This is a genomic window from Mesorhizobium sp. 113-1-2 (assembly GCF_016756475.1).
Classification (GTDB): Bacteria; Pseudomonadota; Alphaproteobacteria; order Rhizobiales; family Rhizobiaceae; genus Mesorhizobium; species Mesorhizobium loti_C.
This window is the reverse complement of the sequence record NZ_AP023242.1, coordinates 6273848-6296443: the sequence shown is the minus strand read 5'-3', so window position 1 is coordinate 6296443 and position 22596 is coordinate 6273848. Positions and strand designations below refer to the sequence as shown.

The window sequence follows — 22596 nt, the reverse complement described above, 5'->3', positions numbered from 1 at the left end:
TCGATCTCAGAGATTGGCAAACACGCTTTTCACCGCATCCGCCGTCTTCGAAACGACGATGTCGGCTTCCTCGCGCGTCAGGCAAAGCGGCGGCGCGAAGCCCAGAATGTCGCCCTGCGGCATGGCGCGGCCGATGACGCCGCTTGCGGCAAGCGCTGTCGCCACTTGCGGCCCGATCTTCTGCGAAGCGTCGAAGAACACCCGGTCGTCCTTGTCGGCGACGAACTCGACCGCCGCCAGCATGCCGTCGCCGCGAACGTCGCCGACATTCTTATGGCCGCCGACCGCCTTGGCCAGCTCGGCGCGGAAATGGGCGCCGGTCTCCCTGGCATTGGTCACCAAATCCATCTCGTCGATCAGTTCGAGATTGGCGACGCCTGCGGCAACGCAGATCGGATGCGCCGAATAGGTCCAGCCATGACCGAGCGACCCGAGCTTGTCGGAACCCTGCACCAGCACCTGCCACATCTTGTCGGCGACGATGACGCCCGACAGCGGCGCATAGGCCGAGGTCAGCCCCTTGGCGATGGTGATCAGGTCCGGCTTGATGCCGTAATGGTCGGAACCGAACATCGTGCCCAGCCGGCCGAAGCCCGTCACCACCTCGTCGGCGACCAGCAGCACGTCATACTTCTTCAGCACCGCCTGGATCTTTTCCCAATAACCGGCCGGCGGCGGCACGATGCCGCCCGTGCCGAGGATCGGCTCGCCGATGAAGGCGGCGACGGTTTCGGGCCCCTCGGCCAGGATCATCTCCTCGAGCTTGTCGGCGCAATGCTGCGAGAATTGCTCCTCGCTCATCGAGCGGTCGGCACGGCGGAAATAGTACGGCGCCTCGGTGTGCAGGATCGGCGCGCGCGGCAGGTCGAAAGCGTTGTGGAACAGGTCGAGCCCGGTCAGCGAGCCGGTCATGACGCCCGAACCGTGATAGCCGCGCCAGCGCGAGATGATCTTCTTCTTCTCCGGCCGGCCCAGCACATTGTTGTAGTACCAGATCAGCTTGATGTTGGTCTCGTTGGCGTCCGAGCCCGAGAGGCCGAAATAGACCCTCGACATGCCCTTGGGCGCGCGGTCGATGATCATCTTAGCCAACGTGATCGAGGCCTCGGTGCCGTGGCCGACATAGGCGTGGTAGTAGGCGAGGTTCTTCGCCTGGGTGGCGATGGCATCTGATATTTTCTGGCGGCCATAGCCGACATTGACGCAATAGAGGCCGGCAAAGGCATCGATGCTCTTCCTGCCATTGTTGTCCCAGACGGTGACGCCTTCGCCGCCAGCCATGATGCGGGTCGGGGATTCACCCCGCGCGTGCGTGCCCATATGTGTCGAGGGATGGAAGAAGTGGTCGCGATCCCAGGCGGCGAGTTCGTTGGACTGGTCGAGCATTTTTTGACTCCTTGAGATGTGCCGGACGGACTTACGCGACGTCCAGGCAGAGATATTTCAGATCGGTGAAAGCCTCCAGCCCATGACGTGAGCCCTCGCGGCCGATGCCGGACTGCTTGACGCCGCCGAAGGGGATCGGCGCGCCGGTGATCTTCACCCGGTTGATGGCGATCATTCCATAGTCGAGCGCGCGGCCCATGCGCTGCTGGCGTGCGCCATTCTCGGTCACGACATAGGCGACCAGGCCATATTCGGTGGCGTTGGCGCGGGCGATCACCTCGTCCTCGCTGTCGAACGGCGTCACCGCGGCGACCGGGCCAAAAGTCTCCTCGCGCATGATCAGCGCCGCGTCGGAAACGTCGGCCAGCAGCGTCGGCTGGTAGAACAGGGGCCCGGCCGGATGTCGCTTGCCGCCGGCAAGGCAGAGTGCGCCTTGGGCGATGGCGTCGGCGACCTGTTCCTCGACCTTCGCCACGGCGCGCTCATGCATCAGCGGCCCGATGTCGGTCTTGTCGTCCAGGCCGTTGCCGGTCCGCAATGCCTCGATGCGCCTGGCAAAGGCGGCGCAGAAGCGATCGTAGATCGGGCGCTGGACATAGATGCGGTTGGCGGCGAGGCAGTCCTGGCCCGATGTGGCGAATTTGGCGTCGATGGCGATGCTGACCGCGTTGTCGAGATCGGCATCGGCAAAGACGATCAGTGGCGCGTGGCCGCCAAGCTCCATCACCAGCCGCTTCATCGTCGGCGCGCTCTGGGCGGCGATCAGCCGGCCGATCTCGGTCGAGCCGGTAAAACTCATGGCGCGGACGCGTGCGTCCTCGCACATGCGGCCGACGATCGTCGCGGCCTTGCCGGTGACGATGTTGAAGACGCCGGCGGGCAGGCCGGCCCGTTCGCCAAGCTCGGCCAGTGCCAGCGCCGACAGCGGCGTTTCCGAGGACGGATGCGCGACGATGGTGCAGCCGGCGGCAAGGGCGGCGGCCGCCTTGCGGGTCAGCATGGCCGAGGGGAAATTCCATGGCGTGACGACACCGACGACGCCGAGCGGCTCGCGCCGCACCATCATTTCCGCGTTCGGCAGATGGCTGGTGACACTCTCGGCGTTGAGGCGCTTGGCTTCCTCGGCATACCATTCGACGAAGGAGGCGGCATAGTCGATCTCGCCGAGCGACTCCTGCAGCGGCTTGCCCTGTTCCAGCGTCATCAGCAAAGCGAGGTCGTCTTTCGCGGCGATGATCAGCTCGAACCATTTTCGCAGAATTCTTGACCGCTCCTGCGGCAGCAGCGATCGCCAGGCCGGAAAGGCGCGCGCAGCGGCATCGATCGCTTTTGTCGTTTGCCGTGCATCCAGCGCGGCAACGAAGGCGACCGTGCTTCCCGTCGCCGGGTCGGTGACCTCAAAACTTTCGGCCGCCTCGCTAGCAGTCCAGTGGCCGTCGACATAGGCGAGTTCGCGCAGCAGCCGGCGGTCGGCAAGGCGGTCGAGCGCTTCATGGCGATGCGAGCGGGCAAAATGCGCGGACATGGTCGAAGCCTCCCGGTTCGGTCTGATGCCGGGAGAGTATCCATCGTGGGCAGACAGAGAGGCTGTTTGGACAGCTCTATGGAGAGAGGTTGTCTCTATTAGCCTGCGGGCGCAGACGATCTCTCTGGCTAACCAGCGGACTGCTGCTCCCAAACCGTGATAATTGGCCGAAGCTTCCCCAACGTCGTCATCCACGGGCGGAGCAGGAGCGTAGCTCCGTCGCGGAGACCCGAGGATCCATGCCGGGACGCTGACGTAGAGTGCAGCGGAGCAGAATTCTGCACCGTTGTGGCGCTTTCGAGGTCGCGGCATGGATCCTGGGGTCTGCGCTGCGTCGCTTCGCTCCTTGCTCCGCCCCAGGATGACGAAGTGATGGACGTTTCAGCCATCTCCTGGATGCGCGGTGATAAGGGAGATCGAGCTCACTGCGACACCGGCAACAGGTCGGCTATGGGCAGCGCAATATCGTCCTTCACCGTCTTGATGACGATGTAGGTGAAGTAGCGGTCGATGCCGATCTCGCGCTCCAGCAGGCTGTCGACCAGCCGCTGATAGGCATCGATGTCGCGCGCCATCACCTTCAGCACATAGTCGACCCCGCCGCCAACCGACCAGCAGGCGACGATCTCGGGAATGTCGCGGATGACGCGCTCGAAACGGTCGAAATCGGCCTGGCGGTGGCTGGCCAGCGTCACCTCCATCAGCACGGTGGCGACCGGCGCCACCACGCGCATGGCGATCCTTGCGTGATAGCCCGAGACGATGCCGGCTTTCTCCAGCTTGCGCAGCCGCATCCAGCATGGGGTCGGCGACAGGCCGACCTGCTCGGCCAGCGCCAGCTTGGTGATGCGCCCGTCGCGCTGGATGGCTTCGAGGATTTTGAGGTCGATGGCGTCGAGTTTCGCGGCAGTCATCAGGGTCCACTTTTTCGTCAACAGTACCATGATGGCGCATTATTTCGATTGTCAATTGCACTGATTTCGATCTCTAATAAGTCATGACATTGTGGCAACCCGACCCCGCGCTCATAAGGCGGCCGGCCTATCAATCGCTGGCCGATCAGTTCGCCCGCGCCATCCATGACGGGCGGCTTGCCAATGGCGCACGGCTGCCGACGCATCGCCGGCTGGCCGACGATCTCAAACTGTCGGTGCAGACGGTCAGCCGCGCCTATGAGGAATTGATCCGGCGCGGCCTGATCTCGGGCGAGATCGGGCGCGGCAGCTTTGTCCAGACGCAACGGCGCGAGCCGGAGCCGCCCTATCTGCCAGAGCGTCTTGGCGAGGTCATCGACCTGTCCATCCTGAAGCCGGTCTGCGAGCCGATGCATCTGGAGCGGCTGAAGCAGGCGCTGGGCTGGCTCGCCGAAAACCTGCCGTCGAGTTCGGCGCTGTCCTTCCGGCCCAACATGGTGTTTCCGCGCCACCGCGCCGTGGCGGTCGAATGGCTGAAACTATGCGGGCTCGATGTCTCCGCACAGAACATCAGCCTCACCAATGGCGCCACCGCCGGCATGACGGTGGCGCTGATGAGCGTGGCGCCACCGGGATCGACCGTCGCCACCGAGGCGATCGGCCACCACACGCTGGTGCCGCTGGCGCGCTATCTCGGCTTCAACCTCCAAGGCCTGCCGATCGATGACAACGGCCTGATCCCGGAAGCGCTGGACGAGGCCTGCCGGCTGTCCGACATCCGCGCGGTGTTCGTGCAGCCGTCTGTGATCAATCCGACGGCAACGCTGATGGATGCTGCAAGGCGCGAAGAAATCGCTGCCGTTGCGCGCAAGCACGACATTGCCATCATCGAGAACGATGTGCTGGGTCCGCTGGTCGAGGACCGGCCGCCACCGGTCGCCGCCTTCGCGCCGGAGCGCACGCTCTACGTTACCTCCTTCACCAAGATCACCGTGCCCGGCCTGCGCATCGGCTACCTCGCCGCGCCCGACCGCTATGTCGCCGCCGTCGCCAACCGGCACCTGGTTTCCAACTGGATGGCAACGCCGCTGGTGGCCGAGATCGCCACCAAATGGGTGACCGACGGCACGGCGATGGAGCTGGTGCGCTGGCAGCGCACCGCACTGCGGCGGCGGCAGGACATCGCCGCGGAGGTGCTTGCCGGGATCGACTATCGCGCCCGGCGCGACGGGCTGCACGTCTGGCTGCAACTGCCCGACAACCGCGCAGAGGAGGGGTTTGTCGCCCAGGCGCGGCTGCAGGGCGTGGCGATTGCGCCGGGCACCTCCTTCCGCATTTCGGATGCGCCATGGCACCCGGCGGTTCGCATCTCGCTGGGCTCGACCACCGAGGGGGAACTGCGCGCCGGCCTCGGCGTTGTCACCAAGCTGCTGCTTGGCGATCCCGAGCATTTGTTGCTTGCCATTTAGGCCGATATTGCTCCCAAATTGTGCGGAATGGGAAATATTGTCATGATATTATTTTCCCAATTGACATGATTTGGCGCGTTCCGCATCGTTAAGGGGCACAGGCTTCTCCAGCAGGGGAAATTCATTTGTCCACACCCATCATCAAGATCGACGGCATCTCGAAGAGCTTTGGCAGCTTCAAGGTGCTCGACGGCCTGTCGATGCAGGTCATGCCGCGCGAGAAGCTGGCGCTGATCGGCCCGTCCGGCTCGGGCAAGACGACGATCCTGCGCATCCTGATGACGCTGGAGCGCATCGATGGCGGTCATATCCAGATCGAGGGCGAGCAGCTCTACCACATGGAGCGCAATGGCCAGCTGCTGCCGGCCGACGAGCGGCATCTGGCGCGGATGCGCCAGAAGATCGGCATGGTCTTCCAACTGTTCAACCTGTTTCCGCACAAGAGCGTCATCGACAATGTGACGCTGGCGCCGATGCTGACCAAGGGCACGCCGCGCGCCGCCGCCGAAAAGCGGGCGATGGAACTGCTCGACATGGTCGGCATGGCCGACAAGGCCAAGGCGATGCCGGCGCAACTGTCCGGCGGCCAGAAGCAGCGCGTGGCGATCGCCCGCGCGCTCGCTCTGCAGCCGAAGATCATGCTCTTCGATGAGGTGACGTCGGCGCTCGATCCGGAACTGGTCGAGGAAGTGCTCAATGTCCTGTGGCGGCTCTGCGCCGAGACCGACATGACCATGCTCCTGGTCACCCACGAGATGGGTTTTGCCCACGACTTCGCCGACCGGGTGCTGTTCTTCGATCGTGGCAAGATCGTCGAGGAAGGCAAGCCTGACGAGATTTTCCGCCATCCCAAACAGGAGCGCACGCAAGGCTTCCTGAAGAAGATCATCGCGGCCGGACATCGCGTCTGACCGCTTTGCGGGGGCGGAAGATCGCCCCAATCAAACCAAGAAACGAAAACAAGGAGTTGGGAACAATGAAGAAACTTGGCATTCTGGCCGGCGTCGCCGGCCTGGCACTTGCGGCGGTTCTGGCCGCCTCGATCCCGGGCTCGGCCGACGACAGCAAGCTGGAGCAGTTGAAGTCACAGGGCTTCGCCCGTGTCGCAATCGCCAATGAGCCGCCCTACACGGCGGTCGCCGCCGACGGCAAGGTTTCGGGCGCGGCACCCGACGTGGCGCGTGAGATCTTCAAACGCCTCGGCGTTGGCGACATCGTCGCCTCGATCTCCGAATATGGCGCGATGATCCCCGGCCTGAAGGCTGGCCGTTTCGATGTCGTCACCGCCGGCCTGTTCATGAAGCCGGAGCGTTGCGCCGCGGTCGCCTATTCCGAACCGGTGCTGTGCGACGCCGAGGCGATGCTGGTGAAGAAGGGTAATCCGAAGGGCTTCAAGAGCTACGAGGACGTCGCCAAGGACACGTCGGCCACGATCGGTGCGCCCGGCGGCGGCACCGAGGAGAAGCTGGCGCTCAACGCCGGCGTGCCGCGCGAACGCGTCATCGTCGTGCCGGACGGCCAGAGCGGCCTGAAGATGGTGCAGGACGGCCGCATCGACGCCTATTCGCTTCCGGTGCTGTCGATCAATGATCTGATGAAAAAGGCCAATGATCCGAATCTCGAAGTCATCGCGCCGGTGCAGGGCGCCCCGGTCTATTGCGACGGCGCCGCCTTCAAGAAGGGCGACGAGGCGCTGCGCGATGCCTTCGACGTCGAGCTCGCCAAGATGAAGAAATCCGGCGAGTTCGCCAAGATCATCGAGCCCTACGGCTTCTCGGCGGCTGCCGCGATGTCGACGACGCGCGACAAGCTCTGCTCGGCGAAGTAGCGCCCTTCTTCCTTCTCCCCGTAAAACGGGGAGAAGTGACCAAGATCAAACGTTGGAATCTCAATGACCCAGTGGTCCGGCTATCTCGGCCTGATATTGCAGGGAGCGCTTGTCACCATCGAGCTGACGCTGATGGGGTCGGTGCTTGCCCTGATCATGGCCTTTCTGGCCGGCATGGGACGGCTGTCGCGCTTTTTCGCGCTGCGGGCGCTCGCCACCGCCTATATCGAGTTCTTCCGCGGCACCTCGATCTTCGTGCAGCTGTTCTTCGCCTATTTCGTGCTGCCGCTGATTGGCCTCGAACTGACTCCGCTGCAGGCCGGCGTGCTGGCGCTGGGTTTGAATGTCGGCGCCTACGCCGCCGAAGTGGTGCGCGGCGCCGTGCAGTCGATCGGCCGCGAACAGCATGAGGCCTGCATCGCGCTCAATCTCGGCCGCTGGCAGGGCATGCGTCACGTCATCCTGCCGCAGGCCTTTCTGGTGATGCTGCCGACCTTCGGCAACAACGCCATCGAACTGCTGAAGGCCACATCGGTCGTCTCGCTGATCTCGCTCGCCGACCTCACCTTCCAGGCGCAGGTGGTGCGCGCCCAGACCGGCAACACCATGGTGCCCTTCGCCACCATCCTGGTCATCTACTTCATCCTGGCGCTGCTCATTTCATGGGGCGTGCGCTCGCTGGAACGCCGCATGGCGCGCGGCCTTGATGGGGTGCGCATCTGATGGCCAATGCCTTTCTGATAAATTGGGCCTGCTGATGGAATGGGACTGGGATTTCGTATGGCAGATCATGCCGACGCTGATCCAGGGGGTGAAGATCACCATACTGGCGACGCTGCTCGGCTCGGTGCTGGCGGCGATCGTCGGGCTCGGCATTGCGCTGGCGCGCCGCTCGCCTAACAAGGCGCTGTCGCGCACCGTCGGCTGGGCGGCCGAATTCATCCGCGGCACGCCGCTTCTGGTGCAGCTCTATTTCATCTTCTACGTGCTGCCCGACATCGGCATCCTGCTGCCGCCGCTTGTCGCCGGTGTCATCGGGCTCGGGCTGCACTACGGCACCTACACGGCGGAGGTCTACCGCGCCGGCATCGACAATGTGCCGCGCGGCCAATGGGAGGCCGCCAAGGCCTGCAACCTCAACGCCAGGCAGACCTGGACGCACATCATCATCCCGCAGGCGATTCCGCCGATGATCCCGGCACTGGCCAACTATTTCATCGCCATGTTCAAGGAAACGCCGCTGCTCTCGGCGATCACCGTGCTGGAACTGATGAACCAGGCGAAAAGCGTCGCCAACACCTACTATCGTTACATCGAGCCGATCACGCTGGTCGGCGCCTTCTTCCTCGCCATCAGCCTTTGTTCGGTCGTGCTGCTGCGCTGGCTGGAACGCCGCTATGGCAAGATCGAGAGGTAGCCGATGAACCCCTTGCCCGAAATCAAGGTCCATCCGAAACGGCCGGCGCTTGATGACCGTCCGCTCGACAAGCGCATCGGTCTGATCATCCTGGCCACCGACCACACCAGCGAGCCGGACTTTCGCCACATGGTGGCCAGCGAGCGCATCGGCGTCTATGTCGCGCGCATCCCCTACGCCAATCCGACGACGCCGGAAAATCTGCGCAAGATGCAGCCGGCGCTGACGGCGGGCGCGGCCCTGATCCTGCCCGACGAGAAGCTCGATGCGATCTGCTACTCCTGCACCTCGGCCTCGGTCGTGATCGGCGATGCCGAGATCGAGGCGGCGATCCAGGCGGCCAAGCCCGGCGTGCCCGTCGTCACCCCGCCAATGGCCGGCGTGCGCGGGTTGAACGCCTTCGGCGTGCGCCGGATCAGCATCCTCACCCCCTACACGGTCGAAACCTCCAGGCCGATGGCGGCCTATTTCGCGGCGCGTGGATTCGACATCGCCAGCTTCACCTGTCTCGGCTTCGAGGACGACCGCGAGATGGCGCGCATCCCGCCGGCAGCCCTTGTCGATCTCGCGCGCCAGACGACCGACGCGAGCGCCGAAGCGCTGTTCGTGTCCTGCACGGCGTTGCGTGGGGCTCTCGCGGTTGCCGGCATGGAGGAGGCAATCGGCCGCCCCGTGGTGACCAGCAACCAGGCCAGCGCCTGGAATTGTTTCCGGCTGTGTGGCGATGAGACGCCACGCCCCGAATTCGGCCGTCTGATGACGCTGCCTTTGCCTCGCGATTGACGATCATGGCGACCGTCACTCTTAGCGATATCCGAGCCGCGCGTGAGCGCATTGCCGGCAAGGTCGAGCGCACGCCAACTGTGTTTTCCCAGAATTTGTCAGAACAATTGGGCATCCCCGTCCATCTCAAACTCGAGCACCGCCAGACCACCGGCAGCTTCAAGCTGCGCGGCGCCACGAATGCCGTCGCTTCGCTGAGCGCGGAGGAGAAAGTGCGCGGCGTCGTCGCGGCCTCGACCGGCAATCATGGCCGGGCGCTGGCGCATGCGGCGAAGCTCGAAGGCATGCGCGCGGTGATCTGCATGTCGCGACTGGTGCCGCAGAACAAGCTCGACGAAATCCGCCGGCTTGGCGCGGAGGTCCACATCGCCGGCAACAGCCAGGACGACGCCCAGGAGGAGGTCGAGCGGCTGGTGGCGCAGCAAGGGCTGGTGATGCTGCCGCCCTTCGATCATCCCGCAATCATCGCCGGGCAAGGCACGCTTGGGCTGGAGATGATCGAGCAGGTTCCGGATGCCGGTCTCGTGCTGGTGCAGCTCTCCGGCGGCGGCCTGGCCTCCGGCATAGCTGCGGCCATCAAAGGCGTCAGCCCCGGCACAAAGATCATCGGTGTTTCGATGGAGCGCGGTGCTGCGATGAAAGCGAGCCTCGATGCCGGCCGGCCAGTTCTGGTGGAGGAGTTGCCGACGCTGGCGGATTCGCTCGGCGGCGGCATCGGCCTCGACAACAGGCTGACTTTCACCATGTGCCGCGACCTGCTCGACGACGTCATCCTGCTCAGCGAGGACGAGATCACCGCCGGCATCCGCCATGCCTATGCGCAGGAGCGCGAGATCGTCGAGGGCGCCGGCGCGGTCGGCATCGCCGCGCTGCTCGCCGGCAAGGTCAAGGCGAACGGGCCGGTGGTCGTACTTCTCTCCGGCCGCAACATCGACATGAATGCGCACCGCAGGATCGTCTGCGGCGAGGCAATCGGGGAGCGCGCCGCATGAGCCGTATGACCATCCTGACCGAAGCTGAACTGCGTGAGATCGTGAAGCTCGATCTCGATGCCGTCGCTTGCGTCGAGAACGCGTTCCGTGCGCTGGCAACGCTGCCGGTGGCGATGCCGCCGATCCTGCGCCTCGACATCCCCGAGCATCGCGGCGAGGTCGATGTGAAGTCCGCTTACGTACCCGGTATCGACGGCTTCGCCGTCAAGATCAGCTCCGGCTTCTTCGACAATCCAAAACTTGGCCTGCCGAGTGGTGGCGGCATGATGGTGCTGCTTTCGGCAAAGACCGGTGTGGTCGAGGCGCTGCTGCTCGACAATGGCTACCTGACCGATGTCCGCACCGCCGCGGCAGGCGCGGTCGCGGCCAAGCATCTGTCGCGTGAGGACTCGTCAGTCGCTGCGATCTTCGGCGCTGGCGTGCAGGCCGGGCTGCAGCTCGAAGCCCTTATGCTGGTGCGGCCAATTACTGAGGCGCGCATCTGGGCGCGCGATGTCGCCAAGGCAGAGCTGACGGCAGGCGCCTTGCGCGAGAAGCTTGGTATCGAAGTGCGCGCCGAAGCCGATGCGGCAGAGGCGGCTGCCGGCGCCGACGTCATCGTCACCACCACGCCGTCGACCGAGCCGCTGATCAAGGCGGGATTCGTCTCCGCTGGCCAGCACATCACCGCGATGGGCTCGGATGCCGAGCACAAGAACGAGATCGCGCCGGCGATCCTGCGCATGGCCGACGTCTATGTCGCCGACAGCGCGCGCCAGACGCGGCGGCTGGGTGAACTGCACCATGCCATCGCAGCAGGCGTGATGTCGGCCGATGCCGAGGTGACCGAGCTTGGCCAGATCGTCGCCGGTGCGAAACACGGCCGGCGCTCAGCCAGCGACATCACCATCGCCGACCTGACCGGCACCGGCGTGCAGGACACGGCGATTGCGACGCTCGCCCGCGATCGCGCGGGAGCCGCCAATGCCGGAACCATCTTTGAGAGCTGATGCTGGCCGCCAGGCCCAACAAACGAGGACCAAGAACAATGCAACCGAACCTGAAATTCTCGCGCGGCGAATTTGCGGATCGCCTCGCCAAAACACGGCAAGCGATGGAGGCGAAGGGCGTCGATCTTTTGATCGTCAGCGATCCCTCCAACATGGCCTGGCTGACCGGCTATGATGGCTGGTCCTTCTACGTGCACCAGGCGGTCATCGTGCCGCCGTCGGGCGAGCCTGTCTGGTACGGCCGCGGCCAGGATGCCAACGGCGCCAGGCGCACCGCCTATCTCGCGCATGACAACATCGTCGGCTACGCCGACCACTATGTGCAGTCGACCGAACGCCACCCGATGGACTTCTTGTCCAGCGTGCTTGCCGATCGCGGCTGGGGCAAGCTCACCATCGGCGTCGAGATGGACAATTACTGGTTCTCGGCCGCCGCCTTCGCCTCGCTGCAAAAACATCTGCCCAATGCTCGCTTTGTCGACGCCACCGCGCTGGTCAACTGGCAGCGCGCGGTGAAGAGTGCGACCGAGATCGATTATATGCGCAAGGCCGCCCGCATCGTCGAGGCCATGCACCAGCGCATCGTCGACAGAATAGAGATCGGCATGCGCAAATGCGATCTCGTCGCCGAGATCTATGATGCCGGCACGCGCGGCGTCGATGGTATTGGCGGCGACTATCCGGCGATCGTGCCGCTGCTGCCGTCGGGCGTCGATGCTTCGGCGCCGCATCTGACCTGGGACGACCAGCCGATGAAGTCGGGCGAGGGCACCTTCTTCGAGATCGCCGGCTGCTACAACCGCTACCACTGCCCGCTGTCGCGCACGGTGTTCCTCGGCAAGCCGACGCAGGAATTCCTCGATGCCGAGAAGGCGACGCTGGAAGGCATGGAGGCGGGGCTGGCAGCGGCGAAACCCGGCAACGCCTGCGAAGACATCGCCAATGCCTTCTTCGCCGTCCTGAAGAAACACGGCATCGTCAAGGACAACCGCACCGGCTACTCGATCGGTCTTTCCTATCCGCCGGACTGGGGCGAGCGCACGATGAGCCTGCGCCCCGGCGACCGCACCGAACTCAAACCCGGAATGACCTTCCATTTCATGACAGGCTTGTGGCTGGAAACGATGGGGCTGGAAATTACCGAGTCGATCCTGATCACCGAAACCGGTGTAGAGTGTCTGGCCAATGTGCCGCGCAAACTGGTGGTGAAGAATTGAGCCCGATGTCCAGCCTCCGCCCGTCGCCGATCGCGCCGACCGTCGATTTCGATCGTGACGGCGTCCAGCACGGTTTCCTGCGCCTGCCCTACAGCCGCGACGATTCGGCGTGGGGTTCAGTGATGATCCCAATCTGCGTCATCCGCAACGGCGAGGGGCCGACGGCGCTGCTGTCCGGCGGCAACCATGGCGATGAGTATGAGGGGCCGCTGGCGCTCTACGATCTCGCCCGCACGCTCGATCCGAAGGACGTCGGCGGCAGCGTGATCATCGTCCCGGCGATGAACTATCCGGCCTTCCGCTCCGGCACGCGGACCTCGCCGATCGACAAGGGCAACATGAACCGCAGCTTTCCCGGACGGCCGGACGGCACGGTGACGGAAAAGATCGCCGACTATTTCCAGCGCGAATTGCTGCCGCGCGCCGACCTCGTCTTCGACTTCCACTCCGGCGGCAAGACGCTGGACTTCGTGCCGTTCTGCGCCGCCCACACGTTGCCCGACAAGGCGCTGGAGCAGAAAGCCTTCGATGCGGTCGCGGCATTCTCGGCGCCCTTCTCGATGCGCATGATCGAGATCGATTCCGTCGGCATGTACGACACGGCGGCGGAGAATATGGGCAAGGTTTTTGTCAGCACCGAGCTTGGCGGCGGTGGTACCTCGCGTGCGCAAACCGTTGGGATCGCGCGGCGCGGCATTCTCAATGTGCTGCGCCACGCCGGCATCGTTGCTGGCGCGGTCGAGAAGGGCAGAACCCGGTGGCTCGACATGCCGTCAGGCGATTGCTTCTCCTTCGCCGAGGATGACGGGATGATCGAAACCATGGTCGATCTCGGTGAGCTTGTCAAAGAAGGCGCGGTGCTGGCCCGCATCCATTCCACCGGCCGCACCGGCATCGCCCCGCAGGAAATCCGCGCAAAAATGTCGGGCATGCTGGCGGCGCGCCATTTCCCCGGTCTGGTCAAGGCCGGAGATTGCGCTGCGGTGGTTGCCGTCGAAGTCGATTGAAGGAAGCGGTTTCGGGCCGAGGCTAGTCTCGTACACCAGGATACTCATATCCAGTCCGGTGGTTTTCCATTACGCTGGCTACCGTATGACAGGGGAGCATCGATTGCGCGGATTTGCGGAAAGCTTGATCGAGAGGCCGCAGACGGTGGCGGAGCAGGTCGCCAACGTCCTGCGCGAGGCCATTGCCAGCGGCACGCTGAAGGCCGGCACCGCGCTACGCCAGGACGAACTGGCCGAGCAGTTCGGCTTCAGCCGCATGCCGATCCGTGACGCGCTTCGCCAGCTGGAGGCGGAGGGCATTGTCTCCATTCATCCGACCAAGGGCGCGCATGTCGCCCGGATGGACGGCGCCGAGATCAGCGAAATCTACGCGGTGCGGGAACTGCTCGAATGCGAAGCGCTGCGCCTCTCCATTCCGGCCTTGTTGGACGGCAAGCTCGATGAGGCCGAACAGGCGCTCGACCAGATCGACGCGGAGCGCAATGTCGGCCGCTGGGGCGCGCTGAACCGAACCTTTCATCTGTCCCTCTACCATGCCTGCGGCAACCAGCGTCTGCTCGGCCTGATCGAGGCGCATCACAACGCCGCCGATCGCTACGTCCGCATTCTCTTGTCGAATCTCGACTACCGCACCCGCTCGCAGAACGAGCATCGCGACCTGCTGGCCGCCTGCCGCCAGGGCGATGGCAAGAAAGCCGTGAGCATTCTGAGGCAGCATCTTCGCGAGGGAAGCGAGACGCTTGTCAACGCTACAAAGGGAGATGGCTTGTCGAGAACATCTTAGGCCGTTGTTGGAGTTTCAGCCCTGCGTCGGTTTGCGTTCAACGATGTAGATGTGGTCGGCCGCCAGCACGACCTCGCCGCGCTGGTTGATCACCTCGCAGCGTTCGATCACCCGTCCCGAACCCGGCCGCTTCGGATCGTCCTCCTTAGCCGTGATGGTGGTGCGCGTGCGGATCGTGTCGCCGATGAACACCGGCTTGATGAAGCGCAGTCGGTCATAACCATAGGAAAAGGCGACCGGGTTGACGATGCTTGCCGTCAGCCCGATGCCGACCGAGAACACCAGTGTGCCATGCGCGATGCGCTGGCCGAATGGCGTCGTCTTCATGTATTCCGCGTCCATGTGGTGCGGGAAGAAATCACCGGTGTGACCGGCATGGACGATGAAGTCGGTCTCGGTGATGGTGCGGCCGCTGGTCAGCCGCGACGAGCCGATCTCGTAATCTTCGAAATAGGTGATCTGTTCCATCAGGGTCTTTCCGCGATCGGCGTCGCCGGCGCCGCACTCGATTTATAGGCGGCTTCCACCAGCGCCATGGTGTTCCAAGCGTCCTCGACCGAGCTGACCAGTTCGTCGTCCTCGCCCGTGGCAAAGCGCTGGACATTGGCCATGCGGCCGACGAAGGCGTCAGGGAACCATTCACCGGCCAAGGGCACGGCAACCCAGTCCGTTCCGCCTTTCGGATAGATCTCCAGAATATCCGGTTCGCCCCGGGGATAGTCGAGGTTGAGGCCGAGCTTGAGGTAGGCGGCACCCTCGGTGCCGCAGATGCGGAACTCACAGGCCTGGTGCCGGCGGCCGAATTTGTGGTCGTGATTGATCGACAGGGCGCAACGCACCGTCTCGCCATAGTCGAGAATGGCGCTGGTGCGCGTCTGCGCCACCTTGTGGTTGGGATGGCCGAGCGTCTTGGCGTGGACGCCACTCGGATCGCCCAGCAACTGCCGGATCAGGTCGAGATAGTGGATCGAGTGCATGGCGATCTCGACGCGCGGCGCTTTGAGCAGGAACTCCCACAATTGCCACGGCGTCGCCAGTGCCAGCCAGGCGTCGAAATCGACGACCTCGCCGAGCCAGCCCTTGGCGATCGCATCCTTGAGCGCCAGCATCATCGGCGCGAAGCGCAGCTGAAAGTTCACGGCCGCCTTGAGATCCTTGGCGCGGCAGATTTCAAGGATTTCGGTTGCCTCGCCGAGATAGTTGCCCATCGGCTTCTGGATCAATGCGACCGCACCGTCAGGCAGGGCCTTCAGGATCTCGGCGTGCCGTCCCGGCGGCGTCGCCAGATCGAAGATCGCATCCTCGACGGCGGCCGCTTCGTCCACCGAGCGGAATGCGGTGACACCCCATTTCTCGGCCAGGGTCCGCGCCTTTGTCTGGTCCGGATCATAAAGTCCGGCGACCGGAAAACCTGCCTTTCTGTAGGCCGGGAAATGCGCATCTCCGACGATCGAACCTGCACCGAAAGTGACGATCGGCCGGGGCTTCGAGGGTTTGGGCCAAGACTGGATGAGCGAGGCAGGGTCGAAACCGACCTCAGTCATGATGGAAGACCTCGTCCATCGAAGCCCACCATTCGCCCTCCTTGCGGGTCGCCAGCGGCTCCTGGCACGGCATGCAGACCGCCCACCATTCCTGCGTCTTCGGGTCGGCTGCCATCTTGGCCATGTCGGCCGCGTAGTCGGTGCCGTGATACTCGAAATAGGAAAACAAGAGATTCTCCGGCCGCTTCAGGTAGATCGAATAATTCTTGATGTTGCAGGCCGAGATCATGGTCAGCACGTCGGGCCAGACGGCGGCATGCAGGCGGACATACTCCTCGACCTTTTCCGGCTTCAGCCCCAGCACCATTCCCATCCGCTGCATGTCCGTTCCCCTATTTGGTGATCGCCGTGGTGAACTCGGCGATGCTCATGGCCTTGACCGCGTCCCAGTCCCAATCGATGCCGATGCCGGGCTCGTCGGGCGCCAGCGCATGCCCATCCTCGATGCGCATATGCTTGCCGGTCAACTGGTCGAGCTGCGGAATGTACTCGACATAGCGGCCGTTCTGAACGGCGCAGGTCAGGCTGACATGCAATTCCATCAGGAAATGCGGGCAGACCGGAATATCGAAGGCTTCCGCCGCATGGGCGATCTTGAGCCAGGGCGTGATGCCGCCGATGCGGCCGACATCGACCTGCACGATCGAACAGGCGCCCTTCTGCATGTATTCGCGGAAATGGCGCATCGAATAGAGCGACTCGCCGATGGCGATCGGTGTCGGCGTCGAATTCGACAGCCTGATATGCCCGTCGATGTCGTCGGCCGGCAGCGGCTCCTCGATCCAGGCGAGATCGAGTTCGCGCAGCCTGGCAGCACGCCGGATCGCCTCGTCGACGGAAAACCCCTGGTTGGCGTCGGTCATGATCTCGTAGCCATCGCCGACCGCCTTGCGCACCGCCGACAAGCGCGCCAGATCCTCCGATCCGTGCGGCTTGCCGATCTTCACCTTCGAGCCGCGAAATCCCTTGGCCTTGGCCGCCAGCGCATCATCGACAAGTGCTGCCGTCTCGATGTGCAGCCAGCCGCCTTCGGTCGTGTAGAGCGGGCAGCGGTCCTTGGCGCCGCCGGCCAGTTTCCACAGCGGCAAATTCTGCTTCTTCGCCCTCAGATCCCAAAGTGCCGTGTCGATCGCGGCGATGGCGATGGATGTGATGGCGCCGATGGTCGTGGCGTGCGTGGCGAATTCGAGATCGTGCCAGATTGCCTCGATCATGTCGGGGTCGCGGCCGATCAGGCGCGGCGCCAGATGATCGGACAGGAGCCGCATCACCGAGGACCCGCCGGTGCCGATCGTGTAGCTGTAGCCGGTGCCCACCGCGCCGTCGGAATCGGTGATGGTGACGATGGGCGTTTCCTGGCTGACGAAGCTCTGGATGGCGTCGGTGCGCTTGACCTTGGGCACAAGGTCCACCATCCGCAGTTCGATCTTCTCGATTTTAGCCATCGGTCAGCTCCGCAATGTCTTTCCGGTCTCGGTGGCGAACAGATGCGCCTGCGACAGGTCGAGGCTCATCGCCACCCGCTCGCCGGATTTGAGCGGCCGCGGGTTCAGCATGCGCGAGACCCAGTCGCTGCCGTTGAACTCGACGAACACCAGCGTCTCGTTGCCGAGCGGCTCGGTGACCGTGACCGGCAGCTCGATCTGGTGGACGTCGGCGGCACCGCCAGAGCTGATGCCATGACCAGCCGGATAGATGTCGTCAGGCCTCAGCCCGAACACCACTCTGTCGCCGGTCGCGACATTGGCCTTGAACTGGGCGGGCAAAGGCAGCTTCTCGCCGCTCGAGAAAACCAGCTGGCCGTCATCGATCGTTGCCTCATGCAAATTCATCGGCGGTGAGCCGATGAAGCCGGCGACGAAGCGGGTCGCAGGCCGGCGGAACACCTCGTCGGGTGTGCCGACCTGTTCGATATGGCCGTCGCGCATGATGACGATGCGGTCGGCCAGCGTCATCGCCTCGACCTGATCATGGGTGACGTAGATCACCGTCGACTGCACCTTGGCATGCAGCTTCTTGATCTCGGTGCGCATCTGCGTGCGCAGCTTCGCGTCGAGATTGGACAGCGGCTCGTCGAACAGGAAGACGTCGGGGTCGCGCACGATGGCGCGGCCCATGGCGACGCGCTGGCGCTGGCCGCCGGAGAGTTGCGACGGGCGGCGGTCGAGCAGCGTGTCGAGGCCGAGAATGGCCGAGGCCTCGGCGACACGGCGGTCCATCTCTTCTTTGGCCGCTCCTGCGATCTTCAGGGAAAAGCCGAGATTCTCGCGCACCGTCATATGCGGGTAGAGCGCGTAGGACTGGAACACCATCGAGATGTTGCGCGAGCGCGGCGGCAGATCGTTGACGACGCGCCCGCCGATCTCGATCGAGCCGGCGCTGATTTCTTCGAGCCCGGCGATCATGCGCAAAGTCGTCGACTTACCACAGCCCGACGGGCCGACCAGCGCGATGAATTCACGGTCGGTGATATCGAGATCGATGCCGTGCACGATCCCGATATTGCCGTAGCGCTTGGTCAGCTTTTTGAGGGAAACCGTTGCCATGGGATCAGCCTTTCACCGCGCCGGAGGTCAGGCCGCCGACAAGGTGTTTCTGGACGATGTAGGTGAGGGTGAGCGCCGGGATGATCATCACTACGGCGAGCGCGCACATGCCGCGCCAGTCGATGGTGAATTCGGCCGTGTAATCGAGCAGGCCGACCGGCAGCGTCTTGGCGCTGACCGAACGGGTCAGTTGCGAGGCCAGCGCGAATTCGTTCCAGCAGGTCAGGAAGGCAAAGATGGCGGCGGACGCGATGCCCGGACCGGCAAGCGGAAACTCGACCTGCCAGAAGGCCTGCCAGCGGGTGCAGCCGTCGATCTGCGCGGCCTCCGCGAGATCCCTCGGCACCTGGCGGAAGAAGCCGTCGATCAGCCAGATGGTGAACGGTACGTTGAGCGCGACATAGGCGAGGATCAGCCCGAAATGCGTGTCGATGATGCCGAGCCGCACATAGAGGAAGAACAGCGGCAGCGACAGCGCGATGCCGGGCACGGTGCGCGTCAGCATCAGGCCAAGGAAGACGCTCGATTTGCCGCGGAAGCGATAGCGCGCGAAGGCGTAGCCGCCGGCCATGCCGATGGCCACCGCGATCACCGTGGAAGTCACCGAGATGATCAGCGAGTTGCGGAAATATTCGATGACCGGGATGCCGCCCTTGCCGATGCCTGAGAACATCGCGACATAGGCATCGAACGAAACCTCCTGCGGAATCCACACCGGCGGCTTGGCCATGATCTCGACGGTCGGCCGCAGCGACGACAGCACGATCCAGAGGCCCGGCAAACAGATCGTCAGCATCGCCAGGAACAGGCCGATGCGGTAGACGATGCCGGTGAGCCGGCGCTTCAGGCGGGCGGAAGAATTCTCGTCCATCACCACTCCGCACCGATCTGCGTGCGCGCCGCGGCGAGCTTGTTGAAGAAATAGACGGTGAAGGCGATCGACAGCAGGATCGAGAAATAGGCCATGGCGTTGGCCATGCCCATGCGCCCATCGCTGTAGGCGGTGCGCGCCACCAGCGTCCACAACAGCTCGGTGCGGCCGGCCGGTCCGCCATCGGTCATGATCTTGACGATGTCATAGGCGCGCGCGACGTCGAGCGAGCGGATGGTCATGGCGATGTAGGCAAAGGGCATGACGAACGGCCACGTCACATAGCGGAATGTCTGCCACGGCGTGCAGCCGTCGACGCGAGCCGCCTCGATCGGCTCTTTTGGCATGGCGAGCAGGCCGGCGAGGATCAGGATGGCGAAGATCGCGGTCGACGACCAGATTTCGGCGATCGAGATGGCGATGAAGGCGAGACGGCCCTCGATCAGCCATGGAATGGCGTCTTGCGTAAGCCCGAGTGACTGCAGGGCATTGTTCACCAGGCCGATATTGTCGTTGAACATGAACTTGAACTGGAAGCCGACGAGGATCGGCGAGAACATCATCGGAAACATCATCAGCGTGCGCAGGATGCGCTGGCCGCGCGTCGCCTTCTCGACCAGCATGGCAAGGCCAAGGCCAAGCAGCATTTCGAGATTGAGCGCGATGGTCAGCAGCAGCACCGTGCGGCCGAAGGCCCACCAGAAATCGGCGTTGGCCAGGATCGAGAGATAATTCCGGAAGCCGATGAAGACATAGAATGTCTCGGGCTTGGTCAGGCGGAACGGCGTGAAGCTCGAATAGAGCGACAAAAGCAGCGGCACGACGACGACCGCCGCCAGCACGACGAAGGCCGGAAGCAGCAGCAGGAATGGCGCCGATGGCTTGAAGCCCTTCATCAGAATCCTGTGAGGTGTTGCATTGCGTGGGCGGGGCGCCGAAAGGCGATGTGCATCGCGGAGCCTCCGGCAAGACGCGATCGCCTCCCCCATTCCTAGTGGGGGAGGCAGCCTTGGGAGACGGTTCTAGAGCTTGCCGGCGTCCTGCAGGATCTGCGTTGCCTTGGCGGCGGCCTCATCCAGCGCCTGCTTGGAGGTCTTGTCGCCGAGGATCGCCGCTTGCAGTTCCGGATAGACGGCGTTCGAGATCTCGATCCACTCCGGCGTCTGCGGCACGGCGAAGGCGTGCTTGGCTTCTTCCTGGAAGGCGGAAAGAACTTCCTTCTTGTAGGGATCGTTCTCGGCCTGCTTCAGGTCCCAGTCCCAGACAGCGGTGCGGGTCGGCAGCGGGCCTGCGGCGGCCTCGAGCTTCTGGCTGTCCTCATTGGTCAGCCACCACACCAGCGAGGCGGCGGCCTCCTTGTGCGGGCAGTTCTCGGTCACCGAGAAGCCGTGGAAACCGGACCAGCCGGTGCGCTTGCCGGAAGAGCCCTTCGGCGCGACCTTCACGCCGACATTGCCGGCGACCTTCGACGACTTCGGATCGTTGAAGAAGCCGGCCCAGCCCGGCCAGTCCAGATTGATGGCGACCGTGCCCGAGGCGAAGCCCTGGCCGAGATCGTCCCAGAGGTAGTTGGTGGTTCCGGCCGGCACGGCCTTGGCCTTGTAGAGATGGACGAACCAGTCGAGTGCCCGGATGCCGGCGTCGGAATTGAAGGCAGGCTTGCCGTCCTTGTCGAGATATTCGCCGCCCTCGGCGACCACCATCTCGTAGAAGCGGCCGTTGATCGCCTCTTCCTTGCCGGCGAATTGCGTGCCGTAGAAATTGGGCGGGTTGGCGAAGAACTCGGCCTGGTCGGTGACTTCCTTCCAGCTGTCCGGCGGCACCAGGTCGTAGCCATATTTGGCCTTGAACTTGGTCTTGTTGTCGGCGTTCTCGTAGAGGCTCTTCTGGTAGTAGAGCGCAGAGACGTCGAACTGCGCGCGCGGCAGCATTTCGAGCTTGCCGTCAATGGTTGCCGATTTGATCGTCGACGGCACGAAGGCGTCGATCTCTTCCTTGGGCAGCAATTTGCTGAGGTCGGTATAGAGGCCCGTATACTGGGGTGCGAAGGACGAATGGTTCCAGCCGACGCACCAGTTGGTGCTGCCCGAGGCGATGTCGGACTTCAGCTCCTTGTCGATGTCGAAGCCGTTCTTCTTGGTCAGGATGTTGACCTTGGCACCGGTCGCCTTCTCCCATTCGGGGATGCGCTCATAGAGCTTTTCATATTGCTGGCCGCCGATCAGCTTCACGTCGACGGTAACGCCTTCGAACTTGCCAGGCAGGTCGCCGGCAAGGGCCGTGCCTGCACCAAATGCAAGCATCAATGCACCGGCGGACACGCCGGAAAGCAGTCTGTTCATTGGTATCCTCCCTTGGTGCGCCTTGGCAGGCGACCGCAACTCGTCTGATGACAAGAAGTGCTACATTCATATACAAACAAAACATTCATGGATACGTCAAGGCGAAATTTGTTTCCGCCGGCTCCTTTTATGCGTATATGAAGAATCGATTTCACTGGAGAGAACCCCCATGGACGACAGCGAAGACGAGCGCTATCGCGCGCCGGCGCTCGACAAGGGGCTCGACATCCTTGAGCTGCTGGCCGGCGTCGATGGCGGCCTGACCCAGGCCGAAATCGCCAAGAAACTCGACCGTAGCCCGAATGAATTCTACCGGATGCTCGACCGGCTGGTGCGGCGCGGCTATGTCACAAGGCTGGATGGCGACCGCTATTCGCTGACACTTAAGCTATTCGGCCTTGCGCAATTGCACGCTCCGGTGCGGCGGCTGGTCTCCTACGCGACGCCGCTGATGCGCGAGCTGGCCGAGACCTCGCAGCAGGCCAATCAACTCGTTGTTTTTGATCGCGGTTCTGCCGTCGTCATCGCCCAGCAGGAGGCGCCGAACTACTGGGGCATCTCGATCCGGGTCGGCTCCCACATCAGCCTGTTCGACACCGGTTCGGGCCATGTGCTGCTGGCCTTCCGCTCGCAGGAAGAGCGGCAGATGATGATTTCCGAACATGTCCGCAGCACCGACAAGACGGCGCAGTCGGCCGAGTTCTTCACCCGGCTCGACCAGATCCGCGACCGTGGCTACGAGATGATGGCCTCTATGCAGACCGCCGGAGTCTTCAATCTGTCGGCACCGGTGCGCAGTTCCGACGGCAAGGCCATTGCCGCGCTGTCGATCCCCTACATCACCGTGGTCAATGCGCCGTCCGCGCCCGACATCACCCGGACCATCGAACTGTTGCTCGCAACCTGCGAGAAGCTGTCGCATCTGGCCGGGTCGGCTGTGGGCTCGGCAGCATAAATTCTTATTTGAATGAAGAATTCCTCC

23 protein-coding genes are annotated in these 22596 nt (G+C 63.7%); 12 read left to right on the top strand and 11 right to left on the bottom strand.

Going from position 1 to position 22596, the window contains the following annotated elements; translation table 11 throughout:
• Positions 1–6 precede the first annotated feature (6 nt).
• From JN279_RS30655 to JN279_RS30645, 3 genes are all read right to left on the bottom strand, one after another.
• Complete coding sequence (locus JN279_RS30655) at positions 7–1386, bottom strand: aspartate aminotransferase family protein (RefSeq protein WP_202351036.1); 1380 nt, start codon at positions 1384–1386, stop codon at positions 7–9.
• Positions 1387–1417: 31 nt separating this feature from the next.
• On the bottom strand, positions 1418–2911 hold the full coding sequence (locus JN279_RS30650; protein WP_202351035.1) for an NAD-dependent succinate-semialdehyde dehydrogenase: 1494 nt from the start codon (positions 2909–2911) through the stop codon (positions 1418–1420).
• 422 nt (positions 2912–3333) lie between these two features.
• Positions 3334–3825: an Lrp/AsnC family transcriptional regulator gene (locus JN279_RS30645; RefSeq protein ID WP_202351034.1), complete on the bottom strand. Its 492-nt coding sequence runs from the start codon at positions 3823–3825 to the stop codon at positions 3334–3336.
• A gap of 83 nt (positions 3826–3908) precedes the next feature.
• Here JN279_RS30645 and ehuR point away from each other — a divergent pair, with 83 nt between their 5' ends.
• The 11 genes from ehuR to JN279_RS30590 all read left to right on the top strand — a co-directional run bounded on the left by ehuR (position 3909) and on the right by JN279_RS30590 (position 14311).
• On the top strand, positions 3909–5294 hold the full coding sequence (gene ehuR / locus JN279_RS30640; RefSeq protein ID WP_202351033.1) for a MocR-like ectoine utilization transcription factor EhuR: 1386 nt from the start codon (positions 3909–3911) through the stop codon (positions 5292–5294).
• A gap of 125 nt (positions 5295–5419) precedes the next feature.
• Entirely contained in the window at positions 5420–6205 is a 786-nt protein-coding gene (ehuA, locus tag JN279_RS30635) for an ectoine/hydroxyectoine ABC transporter ATP-binding protein EhuA (RefSeq protein ID WP_096455407.1), read from the top strand.
• A gap of 65 nt (positions 6206–6270) precedes the next feature.
• Entirely contained in the window at positions 6271–7122 is an 852-nt protein-coding gene (gene ehuB / locus JN279_RS30630; protein WP_096455409.1) for an ectoine/hydroxyectoine ABC transporter substrate-binding protein EhuB, read from the top strand.
• A gap of 63 nt (positions 7123–7185) precedes the next feature.
• On the top strand, positions 7186–7845 hold the full coding sequence (ehuC, locus tag JN279_RS30625) for an ectoine/hydroxyectoine ABC transporter permease subunit EhuC (RefSeq protein ID WP_096455411.1): 660 nt from the start codon (positions 7186–7188) through the stop codon (positions 7843–7845).
• Positions 7846–7879: 34 nt separating this feature from the next.
• Positions 7880–8539, top strand: a complete 660-nt coding sequence (gene ehuD, locus JN279_RS30620) for an ectoine/hydroxyectoine ABC transporter permease subunit EhuD (protein ID WP_202351032.1) — start codon at positions 7880–7882, stop codon at positions 8537–8539.
• 3 nt (positions 8540–8542) lie between these two features.
• Positions 8543–9322, top strand: coding sequence for an ectoine utilization protein EutA (eutA, locus tag JN279_RS30615; protein ID WP_202351031.1), 780 nt, complete (start codon positions 8543–8545; stop codon positions 9320–9322).
• A gap of 5 nt (positions 9323–9327) precedes the next feature.
• Positions 9328–10314: a hydroxyectoine utilization dehydratase EutB gene (gene eutB, locus JN279_RS30610; protein ID WP_202351030.1), complete on the top strand. Its 987-nt coding sequence runs from the start codon at positions 9328–9330 to the stop codon at positions 10312–10314.
• Positions 10311–11303, top strand: a complete 993-nt coding sequence (locus JN279_RS30605; protein WP_096455417.1) for a cyclodeaminase — start codon at positions 10311–10313, stop codon at positions 11301–11303. Before eutB ends, JN279_RS30605 begins: the two co-directional genes overlap by 4 nt.
• Before the next feature lie 38 nt (positions 11304–11341).
• Entirely contained in the window at positions 11342–12520 is a 1179-nt protein-coding gene (gene doeA / locus JN279_RS30600) for an ectoine hydrolase DoeA (protein ID WP_096458871.1), read from the top strand.
• Positions 12521–12525: 5 nt separating this feature from the next.
• Positions 12526–13527, top strand: a complete 1002-nt coding sequence (gene doeB, locus JN279_RS30595; RefSeq protein WP_096455419.1) for a N(2)-acetyl-L-2,4-diaminobutanoate deacetylase DoeB — start codon at positions 12526–12528, stop codon at positions 13525–13527.
• A 103-nt stretch (positions 13528–13630) separates the two neighbouring features.
• Positions 13631–14311, top strand: a complete 681-nt coding sequence (locus JN279_RS30590) for a GntR family transcriptional regulator (RefSeq protein WP_244734193.1) — start codon at positions 13631–13633, stop codon at positions 14309–14311.
• A 15-nt stretch (positions 14312–14326) separates the two neighbouring features.
• Here the strand turns inward: JN279_RS30590 and JN279_RS30585 are convergent, their stop codons facing one another.
• The 8 genes from JN279_RS30585 to JN279_RS30550 form a co-directional block, all read right to left on the bottom strand.
• Positions 14327–14782, bottom strand: a complete 456-nt coding sequence (locus JN279_RS30585; protein WP_202353827.1) for a MaoC/PaaZ C-terminal domain-containing protein — start codon at positions 14780–14782, stop codon at positions 14327–14329.
• On the bottom strand, positions 14779–15855 hold the full coding sequence (locus JN279_RS30580; RefSeq protein WP_096455423.1) for a Gfo/Idh/MocA family protein: 1077 nt from the start codon (positions 15853–15855) through the stop codon (positions 14779–14781). Before JN279_RS30580 ends, JN279_RS30585 begins: the two co-directional genes overlap by 4 nt.
• Entirely contained in the window at positions 15848–16177 is a 330-nt protein-coding gene (locus tag JN279_RS30575) for an L-rhamnose mutarotase (RefSeq protein WP_056564736.1), read from the bottom strand. Before JN279_RS30575 ends, JN279_RS30580 begins: the two co-directional genes overlap by 8 nt.
• A 10-nt stretch (positions 16178–16187) precedes the next feature.
• A complete protein-coding gene (locus JN279_RS30570; RefSeq protein WP_096455425.1) occupies positions 16188–17300 on the bottom strand; it encodes a mandelate racemase/muconate lactonizing enzyme family protein in 1113 nt (370 codons plus the stop codon).
• 3 nt (positions 17301–17303) lie between these two features.
• The gene (locus JN279_RS30565) at positions 17304–18401 is read right to left on the bottom strand and encodes an ABC transporter ATP-binding protein (RefSeq protein WP_096455427.1); all 1098 of its coding nucleotides are present in this window, start codon (positions 18399–18401) and stop codon (positions 17304–17306) included.
• A gap of 4 nt (positions 18402–18405) precedes the next feature.
• Positions 18406–19272: a carbohydrate ABC transporter permease gene (locus tag JN279_RS30560; RefSeq protein WP_096455429.1), complete on the bottom strand. Its 867-nt coding sequence runs from the start codon at positions 19270–19272 to the stop codon at positions 18406–18408.
• Positions 19272–20168, bottom strand: coding sequence for a carbohydrate ABC transporter permease (locus JN279_RS30555; RefSeq protein WP_096455431.1), 897 nt, complete (start codon positions 20166–20168; stop codon positions 19272–19274). The genes JN279_RS30560 and JN279_RS30555 overlap by 1 nt, the downstream gene beginning before the upstream one ends.
• 126 nt (positions 20169–20294) lie before the next feature.
• On the bottom strand, positions 20295–21614 hold the full coding sequence (locus tag JN279_RS30550) for an ABC transporter substrate-binding protein (RefSeq protein ID WP_096455433.1): 1320 nt from the start codon (positions 21612–21614) through the stop codon (positions 20295–20297).
• A gap of 169 nt (positions 21615–21783) precedes the next feature.
• On the opposite strand from JN279_RS30550, the gene JN279_RS30545 reads away from it, so the two are divergent.
• Positions 21784–22569 (top strand): IclR family transcriptional regulator, encoded by a 786-nt coding sequence (locus JN279_RS30545; protein ID WP_019856711.1) that lies wholly within the window; start codon positions 21784–21786, stop codon positions 22567–22569.
• Positions 22570–22596: the final 27 nt, after the last annotated feature.

Coding starts and splice junctions, on each gene's coding strand:
- JN279_RS30550 (WP_096455433.1), bottom strand. CDS start 21,614: ATGAACAGACTGCTTTCCGGCGTGTCCGCCGGTGCATTGATGCTTGCA.
- JN279_RS30555 (WP_096455431.1), bottom strand. CDS start 20,168: ATGAAGGGCTTCAAGCCATCGGCGCCATTCCTGCTGCTGCTTCCGGCC.
- ehuB (WP_096455409.1), top strand. CDS start 6,271: ATGAAGAAACTTGGCATTCTGGCCGGCGTCGCCGGCCTGGCACTTGCG.
- JN279_RS30645 (WP_202351034.1), bottom strand. CDS start 3,825: ATGACTGCCGCGAAACTCGACGCCATCGACCTCAAAATCCTCGAAGCC.
- doeA (WP_096458871.1), top strand. CDS start 11,342: ATGCAACCGAACCTGAAATTCTCGCGCGGCGAATTTGCGGATCGCCTC.
- JN279_RS30575 (WP_056564736.1), bottom strand. CDS start 16,177: ATGCAGCGGATGGGAATGGTGCTGGGGCTGAAGCCGGAAAAGGTCGAG.
- doeB (WP_096455419.1), top strand. CDS start 12,526: ATGTCCAGCCTCCGCCCGTCGCCGATCGCGCCGACCGTCGATTTCGAT.
- JN279_RS30570 (WP_096455425.1), bottom strand. CDS start 17,300: ATGGCTAAAATCGAGAAGATCGAACTGCGGATGGTGGACCTTGTGCCC.
- ehuR (WP_202351033.1), top strand. CDS start 3,909: ATGACATTGTGGCAACCCGACCCCGCGCTCATAAGGCGGCCGGCCTAT.
- JN279_RS30545 (WP_019856711.1), top strand. CDS start 21,784: ATGGACGACAGCGAAGACGAGCGCTATCGCGCGCCGGCGCTCGACAAG.
- JN279_RS30565 (WP_096455427.1), bottom strand. CDS start 18,401: ATGGCAACGGTTTCCCTCAAAAAGCTGACCAAGCGCTACGGCAATATC.
- eutA (WP_202351031.1), top strand. CDS start 8,543: ATGAACCCCTTGCCCGAAATCAAGGTCCATCCGAAACGGCCGGCGCTT.
- JN279_RS30655 (WP_202351036.1), bottom strand. CDS start 1,386: ATGCTCGACCAGTCCAACGAACTCGCCGCCTGGGATCGCGACCACTTC.
- ehuD (WP_202351032.1), top strand. CDS start 7,880: ATGGAATGGGACTGGGATTTCGTATGGCAGATCATGCCGACGCTGATC.
- JN279_RS30560 (WP_096455429.1), bottom strand. CDS start 19,272: ATGGACGAGAATTCTTCCGCCCGCCTGAAGCGCCGGCTCACCGGCATC.
- JN279_RS30580 (WP_096455423.1), bottom strand. CDS start 15,855: ATGACTGAGGTCGGTTTCGACCCTGCCTCGCTCATCCAGTCTTGGCCC.
- ehuC (WP_096455411.1), top strand. CDS start 7,186: ATGACCCAGTGGTCCGGCTATCTCGGCCTGATATTGCAGGGAGCGCTT.
- JN279_RS30605 (WP_096455417.1), top strand. CDS start 10,311: ATGAGCCGTATGACCATCCTGACCGAAGCTGAACTGCGTGAGATCGTG.
- JN279_RS30650 (WP_202351035.1), bottom strand. CDS start 2,911: ATGTCCGCGCATTTTGCCCGCTCGCATCGCCATGAAGCGCTCGACCGC.
- eutB (WP_202351030.1), top strand. CDS start 9,328: ATGGCGACCGTCACTCTTAGCGATATCCGAGCCGCGCGTGAGCGCATT.